22 protein-coding genes and 1 riboswitch are annotated in these 21,988 nt (G+C 47.1%); of the genes, 12 read left to right on the top strand and 10 right to left on the bottom strand.

Translation table 11 applies throughout. The features are described 5' to 3' along the window. Window positions 1-110 precede the first annotated feature (110 nt). The 4 genes from C3Y98_RS11930 to metF all read left to right on the top strand — a co-directional run bounded on the left by C3Y98_RS11930 (window position 111) and on the right by metF (window position 4,267). The gene (locus C3Y98_RS11930) at window positions 111-1,331 is read left to right on the top strand and encodes an HD-GYP domain-containing protein (RefSeq protein ID WP_135278812.1); all 1,221 of its coding nucleotides are present in this window, start codon (window positions 111-113) and stop codon (window positions 1,329-1,331) included. 95 nt (window positions 1,332-1,426) lie between these two features. Beyond that, window positions 1,427-1,507, top strand: a riboswitch (S-adenosyl-L-homocysteine riboswitch). An 88-nt stretch (window positions 1,508-1,595) separates the two neighbouring features. After that, window positions 1,596-3,005: an adenosylhomocysteinase gene (ahcY, locus tag C3Y98_RS11925; RefSeq protein ID WP_135278811.1), complete on the top strand. Its 1,410-nt coding sequence runs from the start codon at window positions 1,596-1,598 to the stop codon at window positions 3,003-3,005. Window positions 3,006-3,048: 43 nt separating this feature from the next. Then, window positions 3,049-3,393, top strand: coding sequence for a phage holin family protein (locus tag C3Y98_RS11920; RefSeq protein ID WP_135278810.1), 345 nt, complete (start codon window positions 3,049-3,051; stop codon window positions 3,391-3,393). A gap of 31 nt (window positions 3,394-3,424) precedes the next feature. Beyond that, window positions 3,425-4,267 (top strand): methylenetetrahydrofolate reductase [NAD(P)H], encoded by an 843-nt coding sequence (metF, locus tag C3Y98_RS11915; protein WP_135278809.1) that lies wholly within the window; start codon window positions 3,425-3,427, stop codon window positions 4,265-4,267. A gap of 156 nt (window positions 4,268-4,423) precedes the next feature. Here metF and C3Y98_RS11910 read toward each other — a convergent pair whose 3' ends face one another. The 3 genes from C3Y98_RS11910 to C3Y98_RS11900 form a co-directional block, all read right to left on the bottom strand. Further along, on the bottom strand, window positions 4,424-4,897 hold the full coding sequence (locus tag C3Y98_RS11910) for a Smg family protein (RefSeq protein WP_135278808.1): 474 nt from the start codon (window positions 4,895-4,897) through the stop codon (window positions 4,424-4,426). Between the two features lie 65 nt (window positions 4,898-4,962). Next, a complete protein-coding gene (dprA, locus tag C3Y98_RS11905) occupies window positions 4,963-6,078 on the bottom strand; it encodes a DNA-processing protein DprA (RefSeq protein WP_135278807.1) in 1,116 nt (371 codons plus the stop codon). 8 nt (window positions 6,079-6,086) lie between these two features. Continuing rightward, window positions 6,087-7,253, bottom strand: a complete 1,167-nt coding sequence (locus C3Y98_RS11900) for a LysM peptidoglycan-binding domain-containing protein (RefSeq protein ID WP_135278806.1) — start codon at window positions 7,251-7,253, stop codon at window positions 6,087-6,089. Between the two features lie 183 nt (window positions 7,254-7,436). On the opposite strand from C3Y98_RS11900, the gene def reads away from it, so the two are divergent. The 3 genes from def (at window position 7,437) to htpX (ending at window position 9,828) form a co-directional block, all read left to right on the top strand. After that, the gene (def, locus tag C3Y98_RS11895; protein WP_135278805.1) at window positions 7,437-7,937 is read left to right on the top strand and encodes a peptide deformylase; all 501 of its coding nucleotides are present in this window, start codon (window positions 7,437-7,439) and stop codon (window positions 7,935-7,937) included. 20 nt (window positions 7,938-7,957) lie between these two features. Beyond that, entirely contained in the window at window positions 7,958-8,899 is a 942-nt protein-coding gene (fmt, locus tag C3Y98_RS11890; RefSeq protein WP_135278804.1) for a methionyl-tRNA formyltransferase, read from the top strand. Window positions 8,900-8,964: 65 nt separating this feature from the next. Continuing rightward, window positions 8,965-9,828: a zinc metalloprotease HtpX gene (gene htpX / locus C3Y98_RS11885; protein WP_135278803.1), complete on the top strand. Its 864-nt coding sequence runs from the start codon at window positions 8,965-8,967 to the stop codon at window positions 9,826-9,828. A gap of 172 nt (window positions 9,829-10,000) precedes the next feature. Here htpX and C3Y98_RS11880 read toward each other — a convergent pair whose 3' ends face one another. Beyond that, a complete protein-coding gene (locus tag C3Y98_RS11880) occupies window positions 10,001-10,534 on the bottom strand; it encodes a hypothetical protein (protein WP_135278802.1) in 534 nt (177 codons plus the stop codon). A gap of 137 nt (window positions 10,535-10,671) precedes the next feature. Here C3Y98_RS11880 and rsmB point away from each other — a divergent pair, with 137 nt between their 5' ends. The 5 genes from rsmB to C3Y98_RS11855 all read left to right on the top strand — a co-directional run bounded on the left by rsmB (window position 10,672) and on the right by C3Y98_RS11855 (window position 16,730). After that, window positions 10,672-11,970, top strand: a complete 1,299-nt coding sequence (gene rsmB / locus C3Y98_RS11875) for a 16S rRNA (cytosine(967)-C(5))-methyltransferase RsmB (RefSeq protein ID WP_135278801.1) — start codon at window positions 10,672-10,674, stop codon at window positions 11,968-11,970. After that, window positions 11,948-12,517 carry a DUF4390 domain-containing protein gene (locus tag C3Y98_RS11870; RefSeq protein WP_135278800.1) on the top strand — a complete coding sequence of 190 codons (570 nt, stop codon included), beginning with the start codon at window positions 11,948-11,950 and terminating at the stop codon, window positions 12,515-12,517. The genes rsmB and C3Y98_RS11870 overlap by 23 nt, the downstream gene beginning before the upstream one ends. Beyond that, window positions 12,514-14,643, top strand: coding sequence for a sensor histidine kinase (locus C3Y98_RS11865; RefSeq protein ID WP_135278799.1), 2,130 nt, complete (start codon window positions 12,514-12,516; stop codon window positions 14,641-14,643). Before C3Y98_RS11870 ends, C3Y98_RS11865 begins: the two co-directional genes overlap by 4 nt. 33 nt (window positions 14,644-14,676) lie before the next feature. After that, window positions 14,677-15,993, top strand: a complete 1,317-nt coding sequence (locus C3Y98_RS11860) for a sigma-54-dependent transcriptional regulator (protein ID WP_135278798.1) — start codon at window positions 14,677-14,679, stop codon at window positions 15,991-15,993. A gap of 110 nt (window positions 15,994-16,103) precedes the next feature. Next, the gene (locus tag C3Y98_RS11855) at window positions 16,104-16,730 is read left to right on the top strand and encodes a hypothetical protein (RefSeq protein WP_135278797.1); all 627 of its coding nucleotides are present in this window, start codon (window positions 16,104-16,106) and stop codon (window positions 16,728-16,730) included. A 37-nt stretch (window positions 16,731-16,767) separates the two neighbouring features. On the opposite strand, the gene hemB is transcribed toward C3Y98_RS11855, so the two are convergent. The 6 genes from hemB to C3Y98_RS11825 form a co-directional block, all read right to left on the bottom strand. Further along, window positions 16,768-17,766 carry a porphobilinogen synthase gene (hemB, locus tag C3Y98_RS11850; RefSeq protein ID WP_135278796.1) on the bottom strand — a complete coding sequence of 333 codons (999 nt, stop codon included), beginning with the start codon at window positions 17,764-17,766 and terminating at the stop codon, window positions 16,768-16,770. A 71-nt stretch (window positions 17,767-17,837) separates the two neighbouring features. After that, window positions 17,838-18,626, bottom strand: a complete 789-nt coding sequence (trpC, locus tag C3Y98_RS11845; protein WP_135278795.1) for an indole-3-glycerol phosphate synthase TrpC — start codon at window positions 18,624-18,626, stop codon at window positions 17,838-17,840. A gap of 54 nt (window positions 18,627-18,680) precedes the next feature. Further along, window positions 18,681-19,130: a DUF3465 domain-containing protein gene (locus C3Y98_RS11840; RefSeq protein WP_135278794.1), complete on the bottom strand. Its 450-nt coding sequence runs from the start codon at window positions 19,128-19,130 to the stop codon at window positions 18,681-18,683. Continuing rightward, the gene (trpD, locus tag C3Y98_RS11835; RefSeq protein ID WP_135278793.1) at window positions 19,127-20,143 is read right to left on the bottom strand and encodes an anthranilate phosphoribosyltransferase; all 1,017 of its coding nucleotides are present in this window, start codon (window positions 20,141-20,143) and stop codon (window positions 19,127-19,129) included. The genes C3Y98_RS11840 and trpD overlap by 4 nt, the downstream gene beginning before the upstream one ends. Before the next feature lie 4 nt (window positions 20,144-20,147). Beyond that, entirely contained in the window at window positions 20,148-20,711 is a 564-nt protein-coding gene (locus C3Y98_RS11830) for an aminodeoxychorismate/anthranilate synthase component II (protein ID WP_135278792.1), read from the bottom strand. 170 nt (window positions 20,712-20,881) lie between these two features. Beyond that, complete coding sequence (locus C3Y98_RS11825) at window positions 20,882-21,967, bottom strand: NAD(P)/FAD-dependent oxidoreductase (protein WP_135278791.1); 1,086 nt, start codon at window positions 21,965-21,967, stop codon at window positions 20,882-20,884. Window positions 21,968-21,988: the final 21 nt, after the last annotated feature.

Genomic DNA, 21,988 nt, shown 5'->3' with positions numbered 1-21,988 from the left:
TAAATGGTGCTACATTTTTCTTAAAAATAATCACGCAGCAAACGGGTCAGTTGTTGAAAGTAATTCATTTATTCTAGGTATAATAGGCATAACTAAATGATTGTAATCACATGTTAAAAGTCGTTTCTACAAAGCAGGTGCGTTTGGGTATGTTTATTCATGAGCTTAAAGGCTCTTGGATGGATCATCCTTTTTGGAAGAAGGCTTTTAAGTTAGAGGATTCGACGGATTTAAAGAAGCTGCAGGCTAGTGCAGTTAAAGAGATTGTGATTGACACATCTAAAGGATTGGATGTCCTACAAGAAGTTGCGCTAGAGAAGTCTGTTGAACTCCCCCAATCCAAGTCCATTGAAGAGCCTCGGATTCTTAATCAGCGGGTGGCCGAGGTTAAGCGTGTGTCTGCAGCTGAAGAGCGAGCGCGTGCTAAACAAGTTATTTCTGCTTCAAGAAAAGCGGTAACTTCTATGTTTAATGATGCTCGTATGGGTAAAGCCATTAAAGCTGAAGCCGCCATGCAATTCGTTGATGATATTGCCGACTCCGTATTCAGAAACGAGGGCGCACTTATCAGTTTAGTTCGGCTCAAAAATAAAGATGATTACACTTACATGCACTCTGTAGCCGTTTGTGCATTAATGATTGCTTTAGCTAAAGAGTTGGGTATGCCTGAGTCAGATGTTAAGCAAGCTGGATTAGCCGGGTTATTACATGATATTGGTAAAGCCTCGGTGCCTGTTGATGTTCTTAATAAGCCTGGCGCATTGACTGATGACGAATTCTCTATGGTTAAGTTGCATCCAGAGCGTGGACACGAGTTGTTGATACAAGCAAATATAACAGACCCTGTCACGCTAGATGTCTGTTTGCATCACCATGAAAAAGTAAACGGCACTGGATACCCGCATCGTTTGCAAGGTGATGCGATTAGTTTGTTTGCCAGAATGGGCGCTGTCTGTGATGTATACGATGCAATTACTTCAAACCGACCTTACAAGGATGGTTGGGAGCCTGGTGTTTCCCTGCAGCGCATGGCGCAATGGGCAGGACATTTTGATGATGTTGTATTTAAAGCATTCGTGAAAAGTGTGGGTATTTACCCCATAGGCTCTATGGTGAAGTTGAAATCAGGGCGTTTGGCCGTGGTAATTGATCAAAGTCCAAAATCCTTACTGACACCGATCGTCAAAGTTTTCTTTTCAACCAAGTCTAAAACAAGGCTGCCAGTTGAAGTCTTGGATCTATCAAAAGCTGGTGCAAGCGATGCGATTGTTGGGCATGAGGACCCCGTGCTTTGGGGTGTGCTCGATGTAGACAAGTTATGGGCCGAATAGTCAGCGAAATTTTGATATAAAACAGATGGTTGATGCAAGGTGCGGGGCTGGTTGTCCACATTTGCGCTAAAAATAATATCAAGTATAATAGATTATCTTCTGAGGGGCGTTGCGAGGCGTGTTAACCATACAGGCTCCCAGGCTCAGAAATCTGCAGTAAACGACGCTCACCAATATTAACCGTGCCGGGCACGGGATATGGGTGAGATAGATTATCTTCCAATAAACACCCCTTCCCCCCGGTCACACATTCAAGGAAAACACATGAATACTGTGACTGATTTTAAAGATTACGTAATTGCGGACATCAATTTAGCGGCTTTCGGCCGTAAAGAAATTGCGATTGCTGAAACAGAAATGCCAGGTTTGATGGCGATTCGTGAAGAGTTCGCGAAAGCACAGCCACTTAAGGGCGCCCGTATTACCGGTAGTTTGCACATGACGATTCAAACTGCGGTGCTGATTGAAACCTTAAAAGACCTAGGCGCGGACGTGCGCTGGGCGTCTTGTAACATCTACTCTACCCAAGATCATGCGGCAGCTGCAATTGCTGCAGGCGGTACCCCTGTGTTCGCGGTTAAAGGCGAAACACTGACTGAGTACTGGGATTATACGCACCGTATTTTTGAGTGGACTGACGGCGGTCACAGCAACATGATTCTGGATGATGGCGGCGATGCAACTTTGCTGTTACACCTTGGTACGCGAGCAGAAAAAGATTTGTCTGTGATTGCTAACCCTGCGTCAGAAGAAGAAACCTGTCTGTTTGCAGCGATTAAAGCTAAATTGGCGACCGATCCAACATGGTACTCAACACGTTTGGCGCAAATCAAAGGTGTGACTGAGGAAACCACGACAGGCGTACACCGTTTGTATCAAATGCATAAAGAAGGCAAGTTGGCTTTCCCAGCAATTAACGTGAACGACTCTGTGACTAAGTCTAAATTTGACAACTTGTACGGCTGTCGTGAATCTTTAGTGGATGCCATCAAGCGCGCAACCGATGTAATGATTGCCGGTAAAATTGCAATCGTGGCTGGTTATGGCGATGTAGGTAAAGGTTCTGCACAAGCATTGCGCGCGCTATCTGCACAAGTCTGGGTGACGGAAATTGACCCAATCTGTGCATTGCAGGCAGCGATGGAAGGTTACCGCGTGGTAACCATGGATTATGCAGCAGAGCATGGTGATATTTTTGTAACAGCGACTGGTAACTACCATGTGATTACACATGACCACATGGCAAAAATGAAGGATCAGGCAATTGTTTGCAACATTGGCCACTTTGATAATGAAATTGATGTTGCCTCACTTGAAAAATACACTTGGGATGAAATTAAGCCGCAAGTTGACCATGTGATTTTCCCTGATGGTAAAAAAATCATTCTGCTGGCAAAAGGCCGTTTGGTGAACTTAGGTTGCGGTACTGGTCACCCAAGCTATGTAATGAGCTCATCATTTGCTAATCAAACCATTGCACAAATTGAGTTGTTTACACAAACAAGTAAATACCCAGTTGGCGTATATACTTTACCTAAACATCTGGATGAAAAAGTGGCTGTATTGCAATTGAAGAAACTGAATGCGCAATTGTCTGTACTCACCGACGAGCAAGCTGCTTATATCGGTGTACAGAAACAAGGCCCATTCAAACCAGATACTTATCGTTATTAAGTAAGTTAGGGCTTAATTGCTCAAACATTCAAGGAGCTACCTCATGAAGTTACTGTTGGGTTGGATATTAAATGCACTGGCATTATTGGCGGTTGCTTACCTACTGCCCAATATTCATGTGGCAAGTTTCTTGAGTGCTTTGCTTGCGTCCTTCATCATAGGTTTGGTCAATGTACTGATTCGGCCATTGCTTATATTGTTGACGTTGCCTATTACTGTGCTTACATTAGGGCTATTTATTTTAGTTATTAATGGGGTCTTGTTCTACTTTGTCGGGCAATCGTTACAAGGCTTCCGCGTAGATACCTTCACAGCAGGTATTCTGGGTGCGGTGCTTTATAGCGTGTTCTCATGGGTGCTGACCGCGTTATTGGTTGATGATAAGTAATCACTAAAGAAATATATATAAAGACATACAAATGAAAACGACTACTAAGAAGTTTGATGTTAGTTTCGAGTTTTTCCCGCCTAAAACCACCGAAGGTATGGATAAGTTGCGTGAAGCACGTAACCAACTGGCAAAGTTTAACCCAGAGTTTTTCTCGGTGACCTTTGGTGCGGGTGGTTCTACGCGTGATAGAACCATGGATACAGTGTTGGAAATTCAGCGTGAAGGTTTTCAGTCTGCGCCGCATATTTCCTGCATCTCATCTAGTAAGGCGGAGATTCGAGACCTCTTGCACGCGTATCAGGCACAAGGAATTAAGCGCTTGGTGGCATTACGGGGCGATATTCCATCAGGTGAGGTCAGTGCCGGTGATTTTAGATATGCATCGGAGTTGGTGGCGTTTATTCGAGACGAAACCGGTAGCCATTTTAGTGTTGAAGTTGCGGCTTATCCTGAGTTTCACCCTGAGGCGCGTACCCCAGCTGCAGATTTGTTGAATTTGAAGCGAAAAGTAGATGCAGGTGCAAATTCTGCCATCACACAGTATTTTTATAATGCGGATGCCTATTTCCGCTTTGTTGATCAGTGTGATGCATTAGGCATTACCGTGCCGATTGTGCCGGGCATAATGCCTATTTACAATATTACCCAGTTAGCGCGCTTTTCAAGCGTGTGCGGCGCTGAAATTCCGCGTTGGTTAAAAATGCGTTTAGAAGAGTACGGTGACGATATCGCATCGCTAAGGGCATTTGGTGTAGATGTGGTGAGCGAGTTATGCGAAACCTTGTTGGCTTGGGGTGTGCCGAGCTTGCATTTCTATACGTTGAATCAGTCTAATACTATCAGCAATATTATCGAGAACGTTCAGGACTAGTGGGTCGGTTTAAAGCTAGCCAGTTAGTTTCAGGCTCTTGCGTAGGTTGGAGCTGTAGCCAATGTAAATGACTTACTCGCCATACTGTACTGTCGGTGTGGTACGGCGAGTAGAGTTATCATCGTAGTGTGCATATCGGTTGTAAAGGCCTGACATTTAATGCAGTGTAGGCTTTTTATCATTTAGTAATACATCTTCAATAAACAAATATTCTTTTGTTTTGTCCGGGCCAGATTTACTTGCGCCCCATGTTGTCATGAGTACTATCCAGCGCATTTCTTCAATGCCTATCATGGCCTGCGGCACGTTCATAGCAAGTTCCAGTACCAATTCGCGCTGTGAGGTGTTGAGAATGTTGGCTTGTACTAAGAATAAAATAAAGCCTATACTTTCGGCCGATATTTTTTTTAGTTCTATTTCTGTAAATATCCTGCTGTTGGCAGCGTCTGCCATTTGAAATAGCTCAGGTTTGCCAGCCATGGATTCAAGCTGATTGAACCAATCGCAAGCGCCGTTAATATCTTCTTCGTCAAACCCTGCGGCAAATAACTCTCTGGTGAGGGTGTTATTATCGGGTCTGAATTGTGTGTCAATGTAGTTTTCGAACATATAAACCAAGGCTTCAAACATAATTTTTATCCTTATTAAATGATTAACTTAAGTGAGATGGTTTAATTAAACTTTTGAATTAAAAACTACATAATTTTTTGATATTGCCCTCCTGATAAGCTGGCTACTTTTCCATCAAGCTCCAGTAACATTAGCATGGATGAAACTTCGGCCACCGTCAAGCCTGTTAACGTGACAAGACGCTCTAAAGGTGAAGGGTCAAAGCCCATAGTCTCGAGTAGTAACTGTTCTGAGGAACCGCTAGGGGCGCTGCCTTGCTGCACTTGTGCGCTGGAGGGTGTAGTATCAAGCCTGGGCTGCAGTTTTAGCTCCTCAGTAATGTCTTGTATGCAATCGACCAGCTTAGCACCTTGCTTAATTAACTGATGGCAACCTTTAGACATTGGTGAGTGAATTGAACCTGGGATCGCAAAGATCTCACGACCTTGCTCTGCTGCCATCCGCGCCGTGATTTGTGAGCCACTCTGTACATTGGCTTCTACCACTAAGCAACCCAAACTTAAGCCGCTGATAATGCGATTTCTTTTGGGGAAGTTTTGCGGTTTGGATGGCGTGCCTAATGGAAACTCTGACAAAATCAGACCGCGCTCCACAATTTGGTGCGCAAGTTCGCGGTGCTTTGCCGGGTATACAATGTCTAGCCCCGTACCGACTACAGCAATCGTTGCACCGTTGGCCTTAAGTGCCCCGCGATGGGCTGCACCATCAATGCCTAGTGCTAAGCCACTGACTATACAAAGTCCGTGCTGACATAGGTCATATGCAAATGCCTCTGCATTCTTTTCGCCCTGTACCGATGCATTGCGGCTACCCACAATGGCGATGCTGGACTGATTTAATAGCGCTAAATTGCCTTTTGCATAGAGATAAGGCGGCGGGTCACTGATTTCTAATAGTGCTTTTGGGTACTCAGGGTCCGCAAGTGTGACTAGATGATTGTTGGGCGCCGCTAGCCATTGTGCTAGCTCGTTTGAGGGTTCTTGGTTTGCCCCATTGCTAATTACATTGGCAATGTTTGCTGAAACCACTTCTTTTAATTGAGAGATGCTTGCCGCGTAGATGTTGTATGGGCTACCAAATGCTTTCAGCAAGTGGCAAAAGGTCTGCGACCCGATGCCGGAAATGCTGCCCAAGCTCACCCATAGCGATTTTTCCGCAATTTCTTCGCGATTAATCGTCATGCGTGTTTTTATGGGTTGTGTACGGAGTCTAGTGTGTTGATCGGGTCACTGGCCTGCATCACTAAGCCATAAGCAATGCGATCAAATACGCGGAATACCATGATTAAACCTACGCGCTCATCCGGTAGTTTTATATAACCAGGCTCCAGTACTGGCTCAGCCGTATTCTCGGCTTTGTCTTTGCCAAAGTTGACGATGGCTTTGCCATCTTCACCAGTGGATATGTCAAAATTTAATTCTTTTAATTTTGGTTTGGCATCCGCTTTCTTGGCTTCTGCTTTGTCTTCTTTGGTCGGTTCAGGGTCTTTAATAATGCGACCATAACGGCTAATCGCCAGTACTTGCCCCACTTCTACGCCATCTTTTGAGCCGCGGCTGATTGAAATAATGCTCCCAGGCCCGGTTTCAGCTAAGCCGCCATAAATCTTCAGCACTCTGCCTTTGATAGGAGTGTCTGGCGCATGTGGAGTAAAGTTGGCAGAAATTTCATCGCCGCTTGGTACTAAGCGGTCTTTGACGAAAATTTCCTCTTTTGCTTTTACCACTTCTGCCGTTGCAGGTTTACCGTATTTTTTAACTCTTAAGTCGCCGAGGTACGTAGCTTCTACGCCAAGCACTTCTTTGGTATCAGGGTCAATAAAAGAGTCACCTGGGCGGTAAATAAACCAGTTCAGATCCTTATTTTCTTCAATTTTATTGATGTAGACACGAGTGCCCGTGCTTAACACCACGCGGTTATCTGGGCCAGCAATAATTCTTGGTGATTCTGCTAATTGGTCTTTTTCTATGACCAGTGGCTGGCTTAAAAATGGTGCAATGGCATTAATCGGAATGGTTGAAATAGCAGCTTGGTCGAGTGGCTCTACAACAACACCAGGCTCCAGCGTAATGGTTTGACGCAACAGCTTTAACTGCGGCTTGCCGCTACTTTGATCCAGCACGATGACGTCGCCAGGGTAAATTAAGTGCGGATTTTTAATTTGGGCACGGTTCAGCTGCCAAACTTGTGGCCACAACCATGGATCTTTAAGAAAACGAGCGGATATCCACCATAAGGTGTCACCTTTAACAACAACATGACGATCGGGATGATCTTCTTTTAGTGCAATTACTTGTGCATTCAGATTGAAGCTTAAGCAACAAAACATGAGCAGCGTTATAATATTGCGAAACATATGTTGATGACCCCGGTCAAAGATGCATTTAGACGACATACAATGGCGTGCAATATGAGCTACACACACCGTGAATTTACGTTAAATTTATCACGTAATTCATTAAAGAATCAAGCTTTTATAGAAAAAGCTATGGTTTTGAGTTTTTTTAGAATTTTTGAATGTGAATATTAAAGAGTTTTTATGGCGATATTAGATATCCTTAATTATCCTGATCCGCGTTTGCACACGGTGGCCAAGCCTGTAAAAGAGGTGAATGCCACTATTCGCCGCTTGATTGATGACATGGCGGAGACCATGTACGCGGCGCCAGGGATAGGGTTGGCAGCAACGCAGGTTAACCAACATATACAGCTGCTACTGGTTGATACCAGTGAGACCAAAGATCAGCTGCAGGTGTTTATTAACCCCAAAATACTGGAACGAGATGGCGAGCAGGTGTATGAAGAGGGCTGCCTGTCAGTGCCTGGCATCTACGAGAGTGTGAAACGCGCAGAAAAGATTTTGGTAGAGGCTTTGGATCAGGACGGTAAAAAATTCACACTGGAAGCACATGGCTTGTTGAGTGTATGCATTCAGCATGAAATGGATCATTTGCTAGGTAAGGTATTTGTAGAATACCTATCGCCACTTAAGCGTAATAGAATTAAAAACAAAATGCTCAAGCAACATCGTGGCAAATAGTCTGATTAAAGGTTAAAGCGTTGAAAATTATATTTGCGGGGACCCCCGATTTTGCAGTGCCGGCATTGGCTGCCTTGATTAATGCCGGTCATGAAATTGTCATGGTGCTGACACAGCCTGATCGTCCAGCCGGGCGCGGCATGAAACTCAAGGCTAGCCCGGTGAAGGTGTTGGCGGAGCAGCATGGCTTGTTTGTGTTTCAGCCCGAAACTTTAAAAAATGAGGCTGTGCAAGCGCAAATTGCGCAAACTCACGCGGATGTCATGATCGTTGCCGCCTATGGTTTAATTATTCCTACTATTGTTTTGCAGATGCCTAAGCACGGCTGTTATAACATCCATGCTTCATTGTTACCGCGCTGGCGCGGTGCTGCACCGATTCACCGTTCCATCTTGGCTGGTGATCAGGAAACGGGAGTTACCATCATGGAAGTTGTGCCGGCATTGGATGCTGGCGCGATGGTGAGTAAAGGCGTGGTAGCCATTACAGAGGCTGACACTACACAAGGCTTGCATGACGCGTTGGCCGCGATGGGGGCTGATTTAATGGTGGAGGCGATGCAGACATTAGCCCAAACGGGTTATCTGGCCAGTGTGCCACAAGACGAATCGCAGGTCACTTACGCACACAAGTTAGAAAAAGCTGAAGCCATGATTGATTGGCGCAAAAGTGCAGTTGAAATATCAAGGCAGGTACGCGCATTTAATCCCTTTCCTGTAGCGCAAAGCCTTTTGCATGGTGACGTTTGCCGTATTTGGATGGCAACCAGTGTCGCTGGTATGCCGAGTGCGGCGTTGCCCGGTACTGTGCTAGATGTACATGATGGCATTTTGGTCGCCTGTGGCGATGGCGTGCTGCGTATTAGTGAGCTGCAAGCCCCGGGCGGTAAGCGTTTAAGTGCGCAGGTGTTTATGCAGGGGCATGCGTTAAAAACTGGTGATCAGTTTGGCGGCGCACTATAAGCTTGAATTTTAAGATTGACGCCACCACTTTATGCAATGTTTAGGCATGAGATAAAGGGGAAATAATGTTAGAGAACTGGCTTAAAACTACTATTTTAATGGCAGCAATTGTGGCCTTGTTTGGCATGGTTGGTGCCGCGCTAGGTGGTGCTGGCGGAATGATGATTGCCTTGGTGTTGGCTGGAGCGATGAATGTTCACGCGTACTGGTTTTCTGATAAGGCCGTACTTAAGATGTATGGGGCACAAGAGGTGACGTCGGACAATCTCCAGTTTCGCAGTTATTATCAAATGGTGCGGCAGTTGGCAGAAAATGCACAATTGCCCATGCCTAAAGTGTATGTGATTAATGAGTCGCAGCCCAATGCTTTTGCGACCGGACGCAACCCTGAGCACGCCGCTGTTGCCGCTACCGTAGGTATTATGCAGATTTTGGACGCCAGGGAGTTGCGTGGAGTAATGGCGCATGAACTTGCGCATGTGAAAAATAGAGACACCTTAACCTCAACGATTTCTGCGACTGTTGCTGGTGCCATTGCCTCTATTGCCCAATTCGGCATGATGTTTGGCGGTGGTCGTAATGAACAGGGTGAGCGTAATATGAACCCTATTGTTGGCTTGTTAGTAATGTTGCTCGCACCGTTGGCGGCGTCATTAATCCAGATGGCGATTTCACGTGCACGTGAGTTTGAGGCGGATAAAGCCGGTGCCGCAATTAGCGGTGATCCACGTGCTCTGGCGAGTGCATTGCAAAAAATTCACCACTACGCGCATCAGGTGACCAATCAAACCGCAGAAGCACATCCAGAAACAGCGCAGATGATGATTATTAATCCTCTCTCCGGTGTTTCATTTGACCGTTTATTCAGCACACACCCCAGTACTGAAGAGCGCGTGTCGCGTTTAATGGCAATGGCTGACCGATACTAGCAGTTTGTTTTAGCTTGATTGGACTGGCCTGGTTGTAATAATTCGTCTAGCCCAAGTCCATTGCAAAGTTGTGTACAACATCTGTTACTGTGTAGCGTGCATTGCATTAAGGCAATATTCATCAGTTAACGGGGAGTAGAATTTTCGCTCCCCGTCTATCGACGGTCAGGCCTTAGTCCCTGCCTCTGCCATGGCCGTTACCATGATTGCCTTTGTCACCACCATGCCCGCGGCCTTGGTTGCCACGATCATGATCTCCCCTGCCGCCGCGATCATCTCTGCCACGGTCATCCCAGCCGCCTCTACCACGATTATCATCATAGTCGTTGTGATCGTAGTAGCCACCATGATGGCGTGCGCGGTATTGCGGCGCAAAGTCGTCGTGATACCAGCGGTCTTGCACGAAGTATACTGGACGACCGCATGCATTGTATCGACCACAATAGCGGCGCCAGTTTTTATAATGGCCTGGGGGTACACGCAAGTACATAGGCTCATATACATCTACATGACGATGCACAATGATAGGTTCTCTGTAAATTACCCGAGGCTGTGGGTATGGGTAGTCGCCAATATCAATCTGGCCGTAAAATCCAGGTTGGCCTACGCTGATGGATACGCCAACATCTGCTGCAAATGCAGTGTTTGCAGAGGCAACTAAAAAGCCGGTAATCAGTAATCGCTTTAATATATTTATTTTGTTCATGGATATCTCCTTGTGAATCGAAATCATATAACGCATGAGCTTCGCTTTGCGATGACAACATAATGAACAGCTTAACCCTAATCTGGCGGATATCAAGTAAAATCAGTGTTTTAGCAATTTATGAATAGAAACTAATTTTGTATATTTCTCAACTAATCGCTGCAGATGCGGTGCATCAAGTGTTTTCAGGTCGTAATCTGACCACAGCATTGCCTGCTGCCTTATCTGTTTTCCCTAATGCAACCCCGCAACAAAAAGGCGCCGCGGCTGATTTGAGTTACGGCACCTTACGTTTTTATGGCGAAATAGATGCATATTTAAAAGCGCTACTTGAAAAGCCGCTGATAGATGAGCGGATTCATGCCTTATTGCTAGTGGCGATTTATCAGCTACGGCATGATAAGGCCGATGCTTTTACCGTGGTGAATCAGGCCGTGCATGCGGTTAGTCAATTAAGGCGACCAGCAGCCAAGGCTTGGGCCAAGGGGTTAGTGAATGCCATCTTGCGTAATTTTTTACGTCAACAAGCGCAATTGGCGCTAAAGTTAAAAGCGAATGAGGTTGCAACTTACTCTTACCCGCAATGGTGGGTAAATAAATTAAGATTGCAATATCCTGATGTCTGGCAGGGAATGCTAGCCGTGGGCAATCAGCACCCACCTATGAGTTTGCGTGTGAATACACAAAAAATCAGCACTGAAGACTATGTGCAGTTGTTAGCGCGTAGCGAAATTGATGCGACGCAGGTTGGGGCGCAGGCGGTAATCTTGACCAAACCTATCGCCGTAGAGAAAATTGCAGGTTTTACTGATGGTGTGGTTTCAGTACAGGACTACGGTGCGCAATTGGCAGCACATTTGATTGATGCCCAAGCTGGTATGCGTGTGCTGGATGCATGCTGCGCACCAGGTGGTAAGACCGGACATATTTTAGAGCTAGCTAATGTGGAGATGACCGCATTAGACAGCGACGCTCTGCGCCTAGAGCGAGTGCAGAGTAATTTGGCACGCCTTAACTTAAAAGCACATTTAATTGCGGGCGATGCGGCAGCCTCAGATTGGTATGATGCTAAGCCATTTGATAGAATTCTGGCAGATGTCCCTTGTACTGCCTCTGGTATTGTGAGGCGCCATGTGGATATTAAGTGGTTGCGACGAGAGGCTGACGTTGCTTCGTTTGTGGCTCAGCAAGCGAAAATTTTACCAAGCTTATGGCAGATGCTGGTAAAGGGTGGTAAATTGCTTTACGTCACTTGTTCAGTTTTTAAAGAAGAAAATCAAGCGCAAATTGATCAGTTTTTACAGAAAAATGCTGATGCACAGCAACTGCCAATTGAGCAGGCGCTCGCACAATATAACGTCACTCATACGCATGGTCAGCTTATTCCCTCTAACTCACATGATGGTTTCTTTTATGCACTGCTGCAAAAAAATTAAGCTCATTTTTTGCATCATTGCGTTGGTGTTATTTTCAAGCTCGGTATTGGCAGAGGGTAGTAGTTTGCGCCTGCGTAGCGCAAACTTAACGGCTTACGAAGATGATTACCTACTTAACGCCGATGCGGAAATCAACTTTGGGGCTGAGGTCGAAAAGGCAATCTTAAAAGGTTTTACGTTTAGCTTCTTGATTGAGTTTCAATTGCTTTCGCCTAAAAAGTACTGGTTCGATGATGAAGTTGTTACGACTGTGCAGCAAGTTAACTTAAGTTATCACGCACTGACGCGCCAATATATTGTTACACGCAATGATCAGCAGCGCGCTTATGCCAGCCTAGATGAGGCAGTTGAAGATCTATCCATTATCCAAGACATGAAAGTATTTCAGGAAGCGGATGTTGATAGGAATGAGCGCTATCGTGCAGTTTTACTGATGCGTTTGGACCAGAAAAAGCTGCCTAAAGCCTTACGCATAGAGGGTATGACCTCGAGTGAATGGAAAATTAGCTCCCAACGCTTTGAATGGACCCCTAACTTATTCAAATGAAATACATTGTTTTTACCAGTGCGTTACTAGGCGGCCTGCTGCTGTACTTGCTATCTAATGCAAGTGCCAATACCGCTGCGTCTGGAGAGCATTATACCTTGCTGGTGGGGCTAAATATTGCGCTAGCCGTGTTGCTGGTAGTGTTGATAGGCGTACAGCTGTTTAGCCTCTACCGTAATATCAGGCAGCGAGTGATGGGTAGCCGCTTTACGCTACGCTTGCTAGGCTCATTCGCGTTGATGGCGATTATTCCCGGCCTGATCGTGTATCTGGTATCTGTGAATTTTCTCACGCGGTCTATTGAGTCCTGGTTTAACGTCAAAGTGGAGTCTGCACTAGAGGGCGGGCTTAATCTTGGGCAAACTGCACTTGAAATCATGCTGGCCGATGTCAAAGAAAAGGGCGAAAGCATGGCGACCAGTTTGGCATTTCAGCCGGCTAATACGCACTTTTCTACGCTGAATGATTTACGTGAGAAGAGCGGCATTCAGGATGCTACGCTCTTCACGCCGCAAGGTGGCATATTAGCGGTGTCCAGCGGCGATGCGAGTAGCTTTTTGCCGGATCTGCCCAGTGTGGCACAACTGCGGCAAGCGCGGCAGCGCATCTATGGCAATATAGAGCCGATTGGTGACAAAGGTTTGTATCTACGCGTGCTGGTGCCCGTGAGTGTGCAGGATATTTCAGGTGAAACACGTATTTTGCAGCTGCTGCAGCCTGTACCTAAGTCGCTGGCCACAACAGCAGAGGCGGTGCAGGATGTGTATCAAGACTATCAGCAGCTCTCATACAGCCGCACTGCGCTTAGAGAAGTGTTTGCGCTAACGTTGACCTTGGTGATGATGTTGGCCATGTTTACTGCGGTGGCGATTGCCTTTGTGTTGAGCCGGCGTTTATCTGCCCCGCTTACCGTGCTAGCTGAGGGGACCAAGGCGATTGCGAGTGGCGATTACAGCACCATGTTGCCGGCACATGGTAAAGATGAGTTAGGCGTGCTGGTGCAGTCATTTAATAGCATGACCCAGCAATTGGGGGACGCGACCAAAGCTGCCGATAGAAACCGTGCGCGTGTTGAAGCGGCACGCGGCTATCTGGAAACGATATTAGCGCATTTGTCGTCAGGCGTGCTGGCACTCAATGAGCGTAGCGAGTTACGCACTTTTAATGAAGCAACAGTGAATATTCTTGGTATTTCCCTTGAGTCTTATGTTGGATTTACGCCAGAGAAAATTATAGAAAAGCAGCCAAATCTGGCGAGTTTCTTCCAGACTATCGCGCTGAGTGTACAGCAAGACGTTGTGCAAAAAGAAGAGGTGCAGGCACAGGTTGAGTTGGCGACTGCACAGGGTAAAAAGATTATCACCCTGCGTGGCACACGACTGCCAGATGGTGGCTATGTGGCCGTGTTTGATGATGCTACCGCCATGGTGCAAGCGCAGCGTGACGCGGCATGGGGTGAAGTGGCAAGGCGTTTGGCGCATGAGATTAAAAATCCGCTGACACCGATTCAATTGTCAGCCGAGCGCATGGCGCATAAATTGCATAGTAAATTGGCGGCGACAGATGCTGAGATTTTGCAGCGCTCCACCGAAACCATTGTGAATCAAGTAGATGCACTGAAGAAAATGGTGAATGAGTTTAGCGAGTACGCGCGCTCACCGACGCCACACTTGGAAAGCCTAGACCTTAACGCGTTAATCCGCGAGATTGTTTCTTTTTATGATGCACCTAAAGTTCGTATCCAATTGGCGCTCACGGAGCAGGCTTGCTTAATCAAAGGAGATAGCACGATGTTGCGGCAGGTGTTGCATAACCTGTTGCAAAACGCACAGGATGCCTTGGCGTCAGCGTCGTCACCACTGATTCAGATTACAACCGCTGTTTACGACAACATGCTGGTGTTAACGGTGCAGGATAATGGCGGCGGCTTTCCTGCGGAGATGATGCTGCATGTATTTGAGCCTTATATGACGACCAAGCCACATGGCACAGGCTTGGGCTTGGCAATCGTTAAAAAGATTATTGAGGAACACAAGGGTAATATTAAAGTTGAAAATGTATTAAGCAATGAAGCGAATAGCTCGGGTGCTATTATTACGATTAGCATCCCGCTATTCATCAGCTAACTAATAACTAACTTAATTAATCAAACAAACCGTATGGCATCAAAACATATATTAGTGATTGACGATGAAATAGGCATACGCGAACTATTGCGTGATATTTTACAAGATGAGGGCTACCAAGTGCAGCTCGCAGAGAATGCGGCGGCTGCACGTGCCATGCGTTTGCATGAGCGTCCGGATGTCGTCTTGCTGGATATTTGGATGCCTGATTGCGATGGCATCAGCTTGCTTAAAGAGTGGGCTAACGGTGGTCTGCTGACCATGCCTGTCGTCATGATGTCTGGTCATGGCACCATTGATACTGCGGTAGAGGCGACGCGTATTGGCGCTTTTGACTTTTTGGAAAAGCCGATTGCACTGCAAAAGCTACTTAAAACGGTAGCGACTGCATTAAAGCATAGTGAGCAGCTACCCAAGTCTGAAATGAACTTGATTAGCTTAGGTAAGAGCCCGATAGTCGCGGCGCTAAAAGAGCGCTTGGATAAAATTGCTATGAGCTCTAGTGTGGCACCTAGCCCAGTGTTGCTGATTGGGCCGTTGGGCTGCGGTGCTGAGCTGTGTGCGCGTTTTCTGCACAACGCGGGTACGCCGTGGCTAGCATTAACCGAGTTTAGTCAGTTGGTGAATGCGCCATTAGAAATTTTAGGGCAGGCAAATGATGGTGTGGTCTATTTGCCAGAAATTGCAGAACTCAGTAAGACTGAACAAAAAGGTCTGCTGCTGTTAATTACCAAGGCCGAAAAATATAACGTGCGTGTGATTTGCGGCACCAGCCATAATTTACAAAAACTGCAGGCGGAAGGGCTGTTTGACCATAATCTGCTGCAATTACTCTCTGCAGTTTCGTTAAGAGTGCCGGCGTTAGAAGAGCATAAGGAAGATATTCCAGATTTGGTGCTGACGATTGCAAATCTGCAGTTTGAAGTTGCCAATTTACCTTATCGTGAGATTGATATTGCCGCGCTCAATGCCTTGCGCAATGCCAGTTGGCCCGGCGATATTGCGCAATTGGATGCAGTGGTGCGTAATCTGATTCAAACCAGTTTGGGTGATAAGATTACTTTAGATGACGTGAATCGGGTCATGCATCAATTTGACGGACAGATGCACTCTGAGTTGAAGGTGATTGTAGATGCGGCGGTGGTTGGTGTTAAACCAACAGGCCTGGAAAACGACGTGAATCTTAACCAGCCTTTACGCGAGGCACGTGATGAGTTTGAACGGCAGTACTTCAATCACCATATTAAGCTAGTGGCGGGAAATATGAATAAACTGGCTGAGATTTCCGGACTGGAGCGTACGCATTTGTATCGTAAGCTTAAGCAGTTAGACGTCAAAATTAAAGGGTAGTCCTACTTTATCACTAGATAATATTAAGCAATGCCGAGTACGAGGTGTGCAGTCTTGATAACGAAGTCTGCGAGATGCCCCGGTTAATGCTGCCATAGAGATAGTCAATAATGTCAAAAGAGAACTTAATGCATATCCGCCAGCTGGTTGCACAGCAAGCTGCACGCATGATGGCTGAGGATGGGATTTCAGATTATGCGTACGCTAAAAAGAAGGCGGGGCGGCAACTAGGTGCGCTGGAGAACAGTAGCTTGCCATCCAACGCTGAAATTGAAGAAGAGCTCAAACGCTACAACGCGTTGTTTTTAAGTGAAGCGCAACCTGAGAATTTACTGGAGCTACGTAAAAACGCACTGTACACCATGCAGCTACTAGCAAAATTTAATCCACATTTAACAGGTGCCGTGCTGGATGGCACCGCAGGATTGCTGTCAGAAACGCACATACATTTATTTGCAGATAGCATTAAAGAGGTGGAGATGTTTTTGCTCAACGCCCAGATTCCGTTTGATGTGAATGAAAAGTCTTATCGCATCATGAATGACGGCAAGCGCGATAAAAAGGGTGATGGTCGCAAAACCGTCCCCGTATTTACCTTGGAAACTGATATCGGCTTAATTAAACTGAGCGTGTTTGAAGTGGATGATATCCGTGTGCCTACTAAGCGTGCGGCAGATGGCAGCAACGCAGATCGGGTCAATATTGAGGGCTTAAGGGCACTATTGACCTTAAGCTAATTGACCCATCAGGCTTGCGTGGTGCGGATGCAAATGGTTATGCGTCAGTTTCCTGCAGCCAGCGCGCTACATCCATAGCAAAGTAAGTCAAAACTCCGTCAGCGCCAGCACGCTTAAATGCAAGCAGGCTTTCTAGCACGCAAGATTTTTCATCTAACCAGCCGTTTTGAGCAGCGGCTTTGAGCATGGCATATTCACCACTCACTTGGTATGCAAAAGTCGGCACGCCGAACTCATCTTTAACGCGGCGTACTATGTCTAAATAAGGCATGCCAGGTTTCACCATCACCATGTCAGCGCCTTCTGAGATATCCAGCGCGACCTCTTGCATAGCTTCATCGCTATTGGCAGGATCCATTTGGTAAGTGTATTTATTGCCCTTGCCCAAGTTGGCCGCAGAGCCTACCGCATCGCGAAACGGACCATAAAATGCAGAGGCGTACTTAGCCGAGTAAGCTAGAATTTTAGTGTGTATATTTTGCGTGCTCTCCAGTGCTTCGCGAATCTGGCCTACACGGCCATCCATCATGTCGCTTGGCGCAACAACGTCAGCACCGGCATTGGCGTGGGAGATGGCCTGTTTCACCAATACTTCGATGGTTTCGTCATTGAGCACATAGCCAGAGGCGTCAATCAATCCATCTTGGCCGTGGGTCGTGTATGGGTCTAAAGCGACATCTGTAATGACGCCCAGTTCTGGAAAATTGGTTTTTAGCGCTGCAACGGTACGTTGCACCAGGCCATCCGGGTTATAGGCTTCAGCAGCGTCTAAGCTTTTGAACTCACTATCCACCACTGGAAATAAGGCAATGGCCGGAATGCCTAGGGCTACACATTCTGCTGCGGTTTTCAGCAGGTTGTCTATGCTTTGGCGTTGCACGCCTGGCATCGATGCCACTTCTTCAATGCGGTTTTCGCCATCTAGCACGAATACTGGGTAAATTAGGTCGTTGCTGGTGAGTACATTTTCCCGCATTAGGCGGCGGGAGAATGCGTCTTTGCGCATACGACGCGGACGAGAATAGGGATAGCTCATGATTAAACCTCAATAAAAATAGTGCCGCAGTCGCGCCCCGCTCTATAGCTACTTGGCGAGGGCTGCAGGCGTTAAGCGAACACCTTTGCTAATTCAATGCCAGGCTCAGGCTGGCGCATAAATGCTTCGCCAACTAAAAATGTATGGACATGGTTTTGACGCATCAGCGCAACGTCGGCTTGGGTGAAAATACCAGACTCTGTAACCACGATTTTATGTGCGGGAATACGTGCTAACAAGCCTAGCGTGGTGTCCAGCGTGACATCAAAGGTGCGTAAATTACGGTTGTTAATGCCGAGCAATGGGGTGTCTAGCTGTAAGGCAAGGTCTAGCTCTTCACCGTTATGCACTTCAACCAAGACCGCCATGCCTAAACTATGTGCGATGGTTTCCAGTTCACGCATTTTGGCTAAATCAATTGCGGCTGCAATCAGCAGAATGCAATCAGCACCCATCGCGCGCGCTTCGTAGACCTGATAAGCGTCTATCATAAAGTCTTTGCGTAATACCGGTAAGCTACATGCTGCACGGGCTTGCTTCAGGTACTCGGGTGACCCTTGAAAATATTCGACATCGGTCAGTACCGACAAACACGCGGCACCACCTTGTTCGTAGCTGGTGGCAATAGCGGCAGGCTGAAAGTCGGCACGAATCACACCTTTGGATGGGCTGGCCTTCTTGATTTCTGCAATGACCGCGGCTTGGTTGTTGGCGATTTTTGCACGGATGCTGCCTACAAAGTCCCTTGTTGCCACGGCCGCAGCAGCCTCTTGCTGCACGACGGCTAGTGGTTTGGCAGCTTTCGCTGCAGCAACCTCTTGCGTTTTGGTGGCGATAATTTTATTCAGAATGTCAGACATATTGCTTTCGCTATTACATTAATCAATCAATGGGTACGGTGGCGTTACATCGCGTTACTGGTATTTCTCATTGTTATGCATGACCCAGCCGCCCGGGTGGTTGCCTTTGGGGCTATGGTGCGTCCAATGGATAACTCCGCCTTTTGGATTATATACATACTCACCGCTAAACGAAATTGTATCACCTGCCTGCAAGGGGACTCTGGGGGCTAAGTCTATATTATGCGCAAATAGCAGGGTTTGCTGTGGGTTGATTTTTACCAGAAACTTTTGGTGTCTAGCCCCTTTGTTGTCGTCGGCAAGTACTTTGACGACAACGCCCGTACCTGAGACCTGTATATTGCTCTGCTTGGCAGAAAATGCCTGCTCAATGCTGCGGTTACTGGTGCTGGCTTGTTCTGCCAGCGGCGATGCTAGGTTGCTTTCGGCGCTGGGCTGGTTACATGCACATAAAGCAAAGGCTAGGATCAGTGCATAGCACAGATGTTTGGCGGCATGACTCATGCGTTGGTAGTGGCAATCAGTGCTTGTAGTTTTTGCATGGCTTTGCCGCCATCTAGCATGTCCGCCGCAGTGTTAATACCGTCTGCGAGCGTATGTGCGATACCGGAAACATAAATTGCCGCGCCTGCATTCAGCAACACAATATCGCGTGCCGGGCCGATTTTTCCGGAGAGTAAATCGAGAATCATGTCTTTGGATTCTTGTGCGTTGCTAACTTTAATGCTGTTTAAGTCGTGCAGTTTTAGGCCAAACTGAGCGGGGTTCACCGTGTACTCATGTACTTCACCCTGCTTAAGTTCTGCAATATAGCTGTCGCCGGTAAATGAAATCTCATCCATGCCATCGGCACCACACACTACCATCACATGTTCACTACCTAGTTGTTTTAATACACGCGCTAATTTACCTGTCAGGTCAGGTGAAAAGACGCCCATGACCTGACGCTTGGCATTGGCCGGATTGGTCAGCGGGCCTAGCAGGTTAAATAACGTGCGAATGCCAAGCTCGCGCCTTACCGGTGCTGCATGTTTCATTGCGCTATGGTGATTTGGTGCGAACATAAAGCCTAGGCCAACTTGGTTCACCGAGTTAGCCACTTGCTCAGGCGTTAAGTTAACGTTAACGCCCAATGCCTCGAGTACGTCTGCACTGCCGCAGGTGGAAGATACGGAGCGGCCGCCATGTTTGGCTACCTTGGCACCGGCTGCTGCCGCAATAAAGGCACTGACCGTAGAGATGTTGAACGTCTGTATGCCATCACCACCTGTGCCGCAGGTATCAACTAAATGGTAGGTGTCTTGAATCTCTACTTTGGTCGAAAGTGAGCGCATCACGCTGGCTGCCGCTGCAATCTCGTCTACAGTTTCACCTTTAATGCGCAGTGCGACCAGCACACCGGCAATCTGTGCAGCGCTGAGTTCGCCCGCCATGATTTGTTGCATTAAACCTTGCATGACAGCAAAGCTTAAACTTTCACCGTTAATTAAACGGGTCAGCGTTTGTGCATAACTCATGGGTTTAGGCTTTCAAAAAATTATTCAAAAGCGCGTGCCCATGTTCGGTTAGGATGGATTCGGGGTGGAACTGTACGCCTTCAACAGCTAGTGTTTTATGGCGCACACCCATGATTTCACCATCGTCGGTCCATGCAGTAATTTCCAGACAGTCCGGCAAGGTTTCTTTCTCAATCACTAATGAGTGATAGCGCGTCGCGGTGTAGGGGTTAGGTAGGTCTTTAAATACGCCGATATTTTTATGGTGTATCAGCGAGGTTTTGCCATGCATTAACTGTTTGGCATGAATGATGTTGCCACCAAACGCTTGGCCAATACTTTGATGGCCTAGGCAAACCCCTAATAATGGGATTTTACCTGCAAACTCTTTAATCAAAGGCACGCTGATGCCGGCCTCATTCGGTGTGCAGGGGCCGGGTGAGACCACGATGTGGTCTGGCTTAAGCTCTGCAACTTTGGCTAAATCAATTTCATCATTACGGTACACCTGCACCTCTTGGCCGAGTTCACCAAGGTATTGCACCAAGTTGTAGGTGAATGAGTCATAGTTATCGATCATTAGCAGCATGTTCTGTCCTAGTTTACTGGCTGGCTTCCTGTTAGCAAAAAGCCGTGTGGGATTGAGTGTTATTTTACCAATGCTTAAAATCTACGTATAGGTAAATTCTGCTTAAATGGTGAAAAGAATCAATCATGTTTTTACGGTATTTGCAGTTAATATAGCTTAGGCCGCGTGTGTTAGCTGGCACATGCGTAGGGGGTTGCGTCTAGCGCCGGGCTATCACCCGTCATAATGGCTGCGATTAGTTCGGCGCTGGCTGGTGCCATGGTCAGCCCGTATCTAAAATGCCCTGTATTTAAGTACAGGTTTTTAATGGTAGGGTGCGCACCTATGGTTGGTAGGTTTTCAGGGGTACCTGGGCGTAGTCCGCTCCAGTGCTTAATGATGGCTTGGCCTTTTAGCGCTGGCATAATGGCTTCGGCTTTGAGACGCAGTTCTGCACGTACCGCTTCTGTTACGCCGTTATCAAACCCCACGTCTTCGAGTGTGCTGCCAGCCAGCAGGTAACCATCCAAGCGCGGAATCATATAAAAACCTTCTTTGTACACCATTTGCTCTAGATTGTTTTGTGGTTGGTAGAGCAAAATCTGTCCACGCATTGGCTTGATATTCAATTTAGCGCTGGTGGCTTTGAGTAGGTCAAAGCTCCATGCGCCAGAGGTGACCACGAACTGATCTGCACTGAGTTTTTCTCCGCTGGTGGTTTGCCATTCATTAAGCTGCTGGCTTTCCTCCAGCGGCATGAGTTGTGTGTGTTCCAGCATCGTAACATGATGCAGCTCTAGCCATTTGCGCATAGCCTGCATTAGGTACGGAGGGCGTATTTGGCATACGGTGGGCAACCATAGCGCATTCTCTCCCTCGAGTGACTGCACGCCAAAGGCGCTGGCCCTAACAGGCTGAAAGCTGACATCGTTGTGTGTACACCATGCCTGCGCGGCATTGAGGTCAAATTTTGGCAGCAGTAAAAAGCCGGATTGTGCAAAGTCGGTCGGCAGACCGGTTTCTTGCTGCAACTGTTGTGATAGTGAACGGTAGAAGTTGGCGCTGTGCTTGGTCAGGGCGTTCACGGGCTCAGAATATTGCCATGGTAGTAACGGAAATATAATGCCGCCGCCAGCCCAGGATGATTCACCTGAAGTTTGGCTAGCGATTTGATTGCGCTCAACGATGGTGACGCGATGGCCTTTGTTAATTAACTCCATTGCGGTCATGCAGCCTACAATGCCGCCGCCAATAATCATGGTGTGTGGTTTAGCCATTAGATACTCAAGTCATTTAAA

The organism is Methylotenera oryzisoli (genome assembly GCF_004661485.1).
In the GTDB taxonomy this organism is placed as follows: domain Bacteria; phylum Pseudomonadota; class Gammaproteobacteria; order Burkholderiales; family Methylophilaceae; genus Methylotenera; species Methylotenera oryzisoli.
Note: the sequence above shows the minus strand (reverse complement) of the source record. Positions and strands in the feature narration are given on the sequence as shown.

What these genes read in the sequence shown, in the direction of transcription:
- C3Y98_RS11865 (WP_135278799.1), top strand. Translation starts at nt 12,514, where the DNA reads ATGAAATACATTGTTTTTACCAGTGCGTTACTAGGCGGCCTGCTGCTG.
- C3Y98_RS11900 (WP_135278806.1), bottom strand. Translation starts at nt 7,253, where the DNA reads ATGTTTCGCAATATTATAACGCTGCTCATGTTTTGTTGCTTAAGCTTC.
- trpD (WP_135278793.1), bottom strand. Translation starts at nt 20,143, where the DNA reads ATGAGTTATGCACAAACGCTGACCCGTTTAATTAACGGTGAAAGTTTA.
- C3Y98_RS11840 (WP_135278794.1), bottom strand. Translation starts at nt 19,130, where the DNA reads ATGAGTCATGCCGCCAAACATCTGTGCTATGCACTGATCCTAGCCTTT.
- trpC (WP_135278795.1), bottom strand. Translation starts at nt 18,626, where the DNA reads ATGTCTGACATTCTGAATAAAATTATCGCCACCAAAACGCAAGAGGTT.
- dprA (WP_135278807.1), bottom strand. Translation starts at nt 6,078, where the DNA reads ATGACGATTAATCGCGAAGAAATTGCGGAAAAATCGCTATGGGTGAGC.
- metF (WP_135278809.1), top strand. Translation starts at nt 3,425, where the DNA reads ATGAAAACGACTACTAAGAAGTTTGATGTTAGTTTCGAGTTTTTCCCG.
- C3Y98_RS11855 (WP_135278797.1), top strand. Translation starts at nt 16,104, where the DNA reads ATGTCAAAAGAGAACTTAATGCATATCCGCCAGCTGGTTGCACAGCAA.
- htpX (WP_135278803.1), top strand. Translation starts at nt 8,965, where the DNA reads ATGTTAGAGAACTGGCTTAAAACTACTATTTTAATGGCAGCAATTGTG.
- C3Y98_RS11880 (WP_135278802.1), bottom strand. Translation starts at nt 10,534, where the DNA reads ATGAACAAAATAAATATATTAAAGCGATTACTGATTACCGGCTTTTTA.
- C3Y98_RS11870 (WP_135278800.1), top strand. Translation starts at nt 11,948, where the DNA reads ATGCACTGCTGCAAAAAAATTAAGCTCATTTTTTGCATCATTGCGTTG.
- C3Y98_RS11910 (WP_135278808.1), bottom strand. Translation starts at nt 4,897, where the DNA reads ATGTTTGAAGCCTTGGTTTATATGTTCGAAAACTACATTGACACACAA.
- ahcY (WP_135278811.1), top strand. Translation starts at nt 1,596, where the DNA reads ATGAATACTGTGACTGATTTTAAAGATTACGTAATTGCGGACATCAAT.
- C3Y98_RS11830 (WP_135278792.1), bottom strand. Translation starts at nt 20,711, where the DNA reads ATGCTGCTAATGATCGATAACTATGACTCATTCACCTACAACTTGGTG.
- C3Y98_RS11825 (WP_135278791.1), bottom strand. Translation starts at nt 21,967, where the DNA reads ATGGCTAAACCACACACCATGATTATTGGCGGCGGCATTGTAGGCTGC.
- C3Y98_RS11920 (WP_135278810.1), top strand. Translation starts at nt 3,049, where the DNA reads ATGAAGTTACTGTTGGGTTGGATATTAAATGCACTGGCATTATTGGCG.
- def (WP_135278805.1), top strand. Translation starts at nt 7,437, where the DNA reads ATGGCGATATTAGATATCCTTAATTATCCTGATCCGCGTTTGCACACG.
- C3Y98_RS11930 (WP_135278812.1), top strand. Translation starts at nt 111, where the DNA reads ATGTTAAAAGTCGTTTCTACAAAGCAGGTGCGTTTGGGTATGTTTATT.
- C3Y98_RS11860 (WP_135278798.1), top strand. Translation starts at nt 14,677, where the DNA reads ATGGCATCAAAACATATATTAGTGATTGACGATGAAATAGGCATACGC.
- hemB (WP_135278796.1), bottom strand. Translation starts at nt 17,766, where the DNA reads ATGAGCTATCCCTATTCTCGTCCGCGTCGTATGCGCAAAGACGCATTC.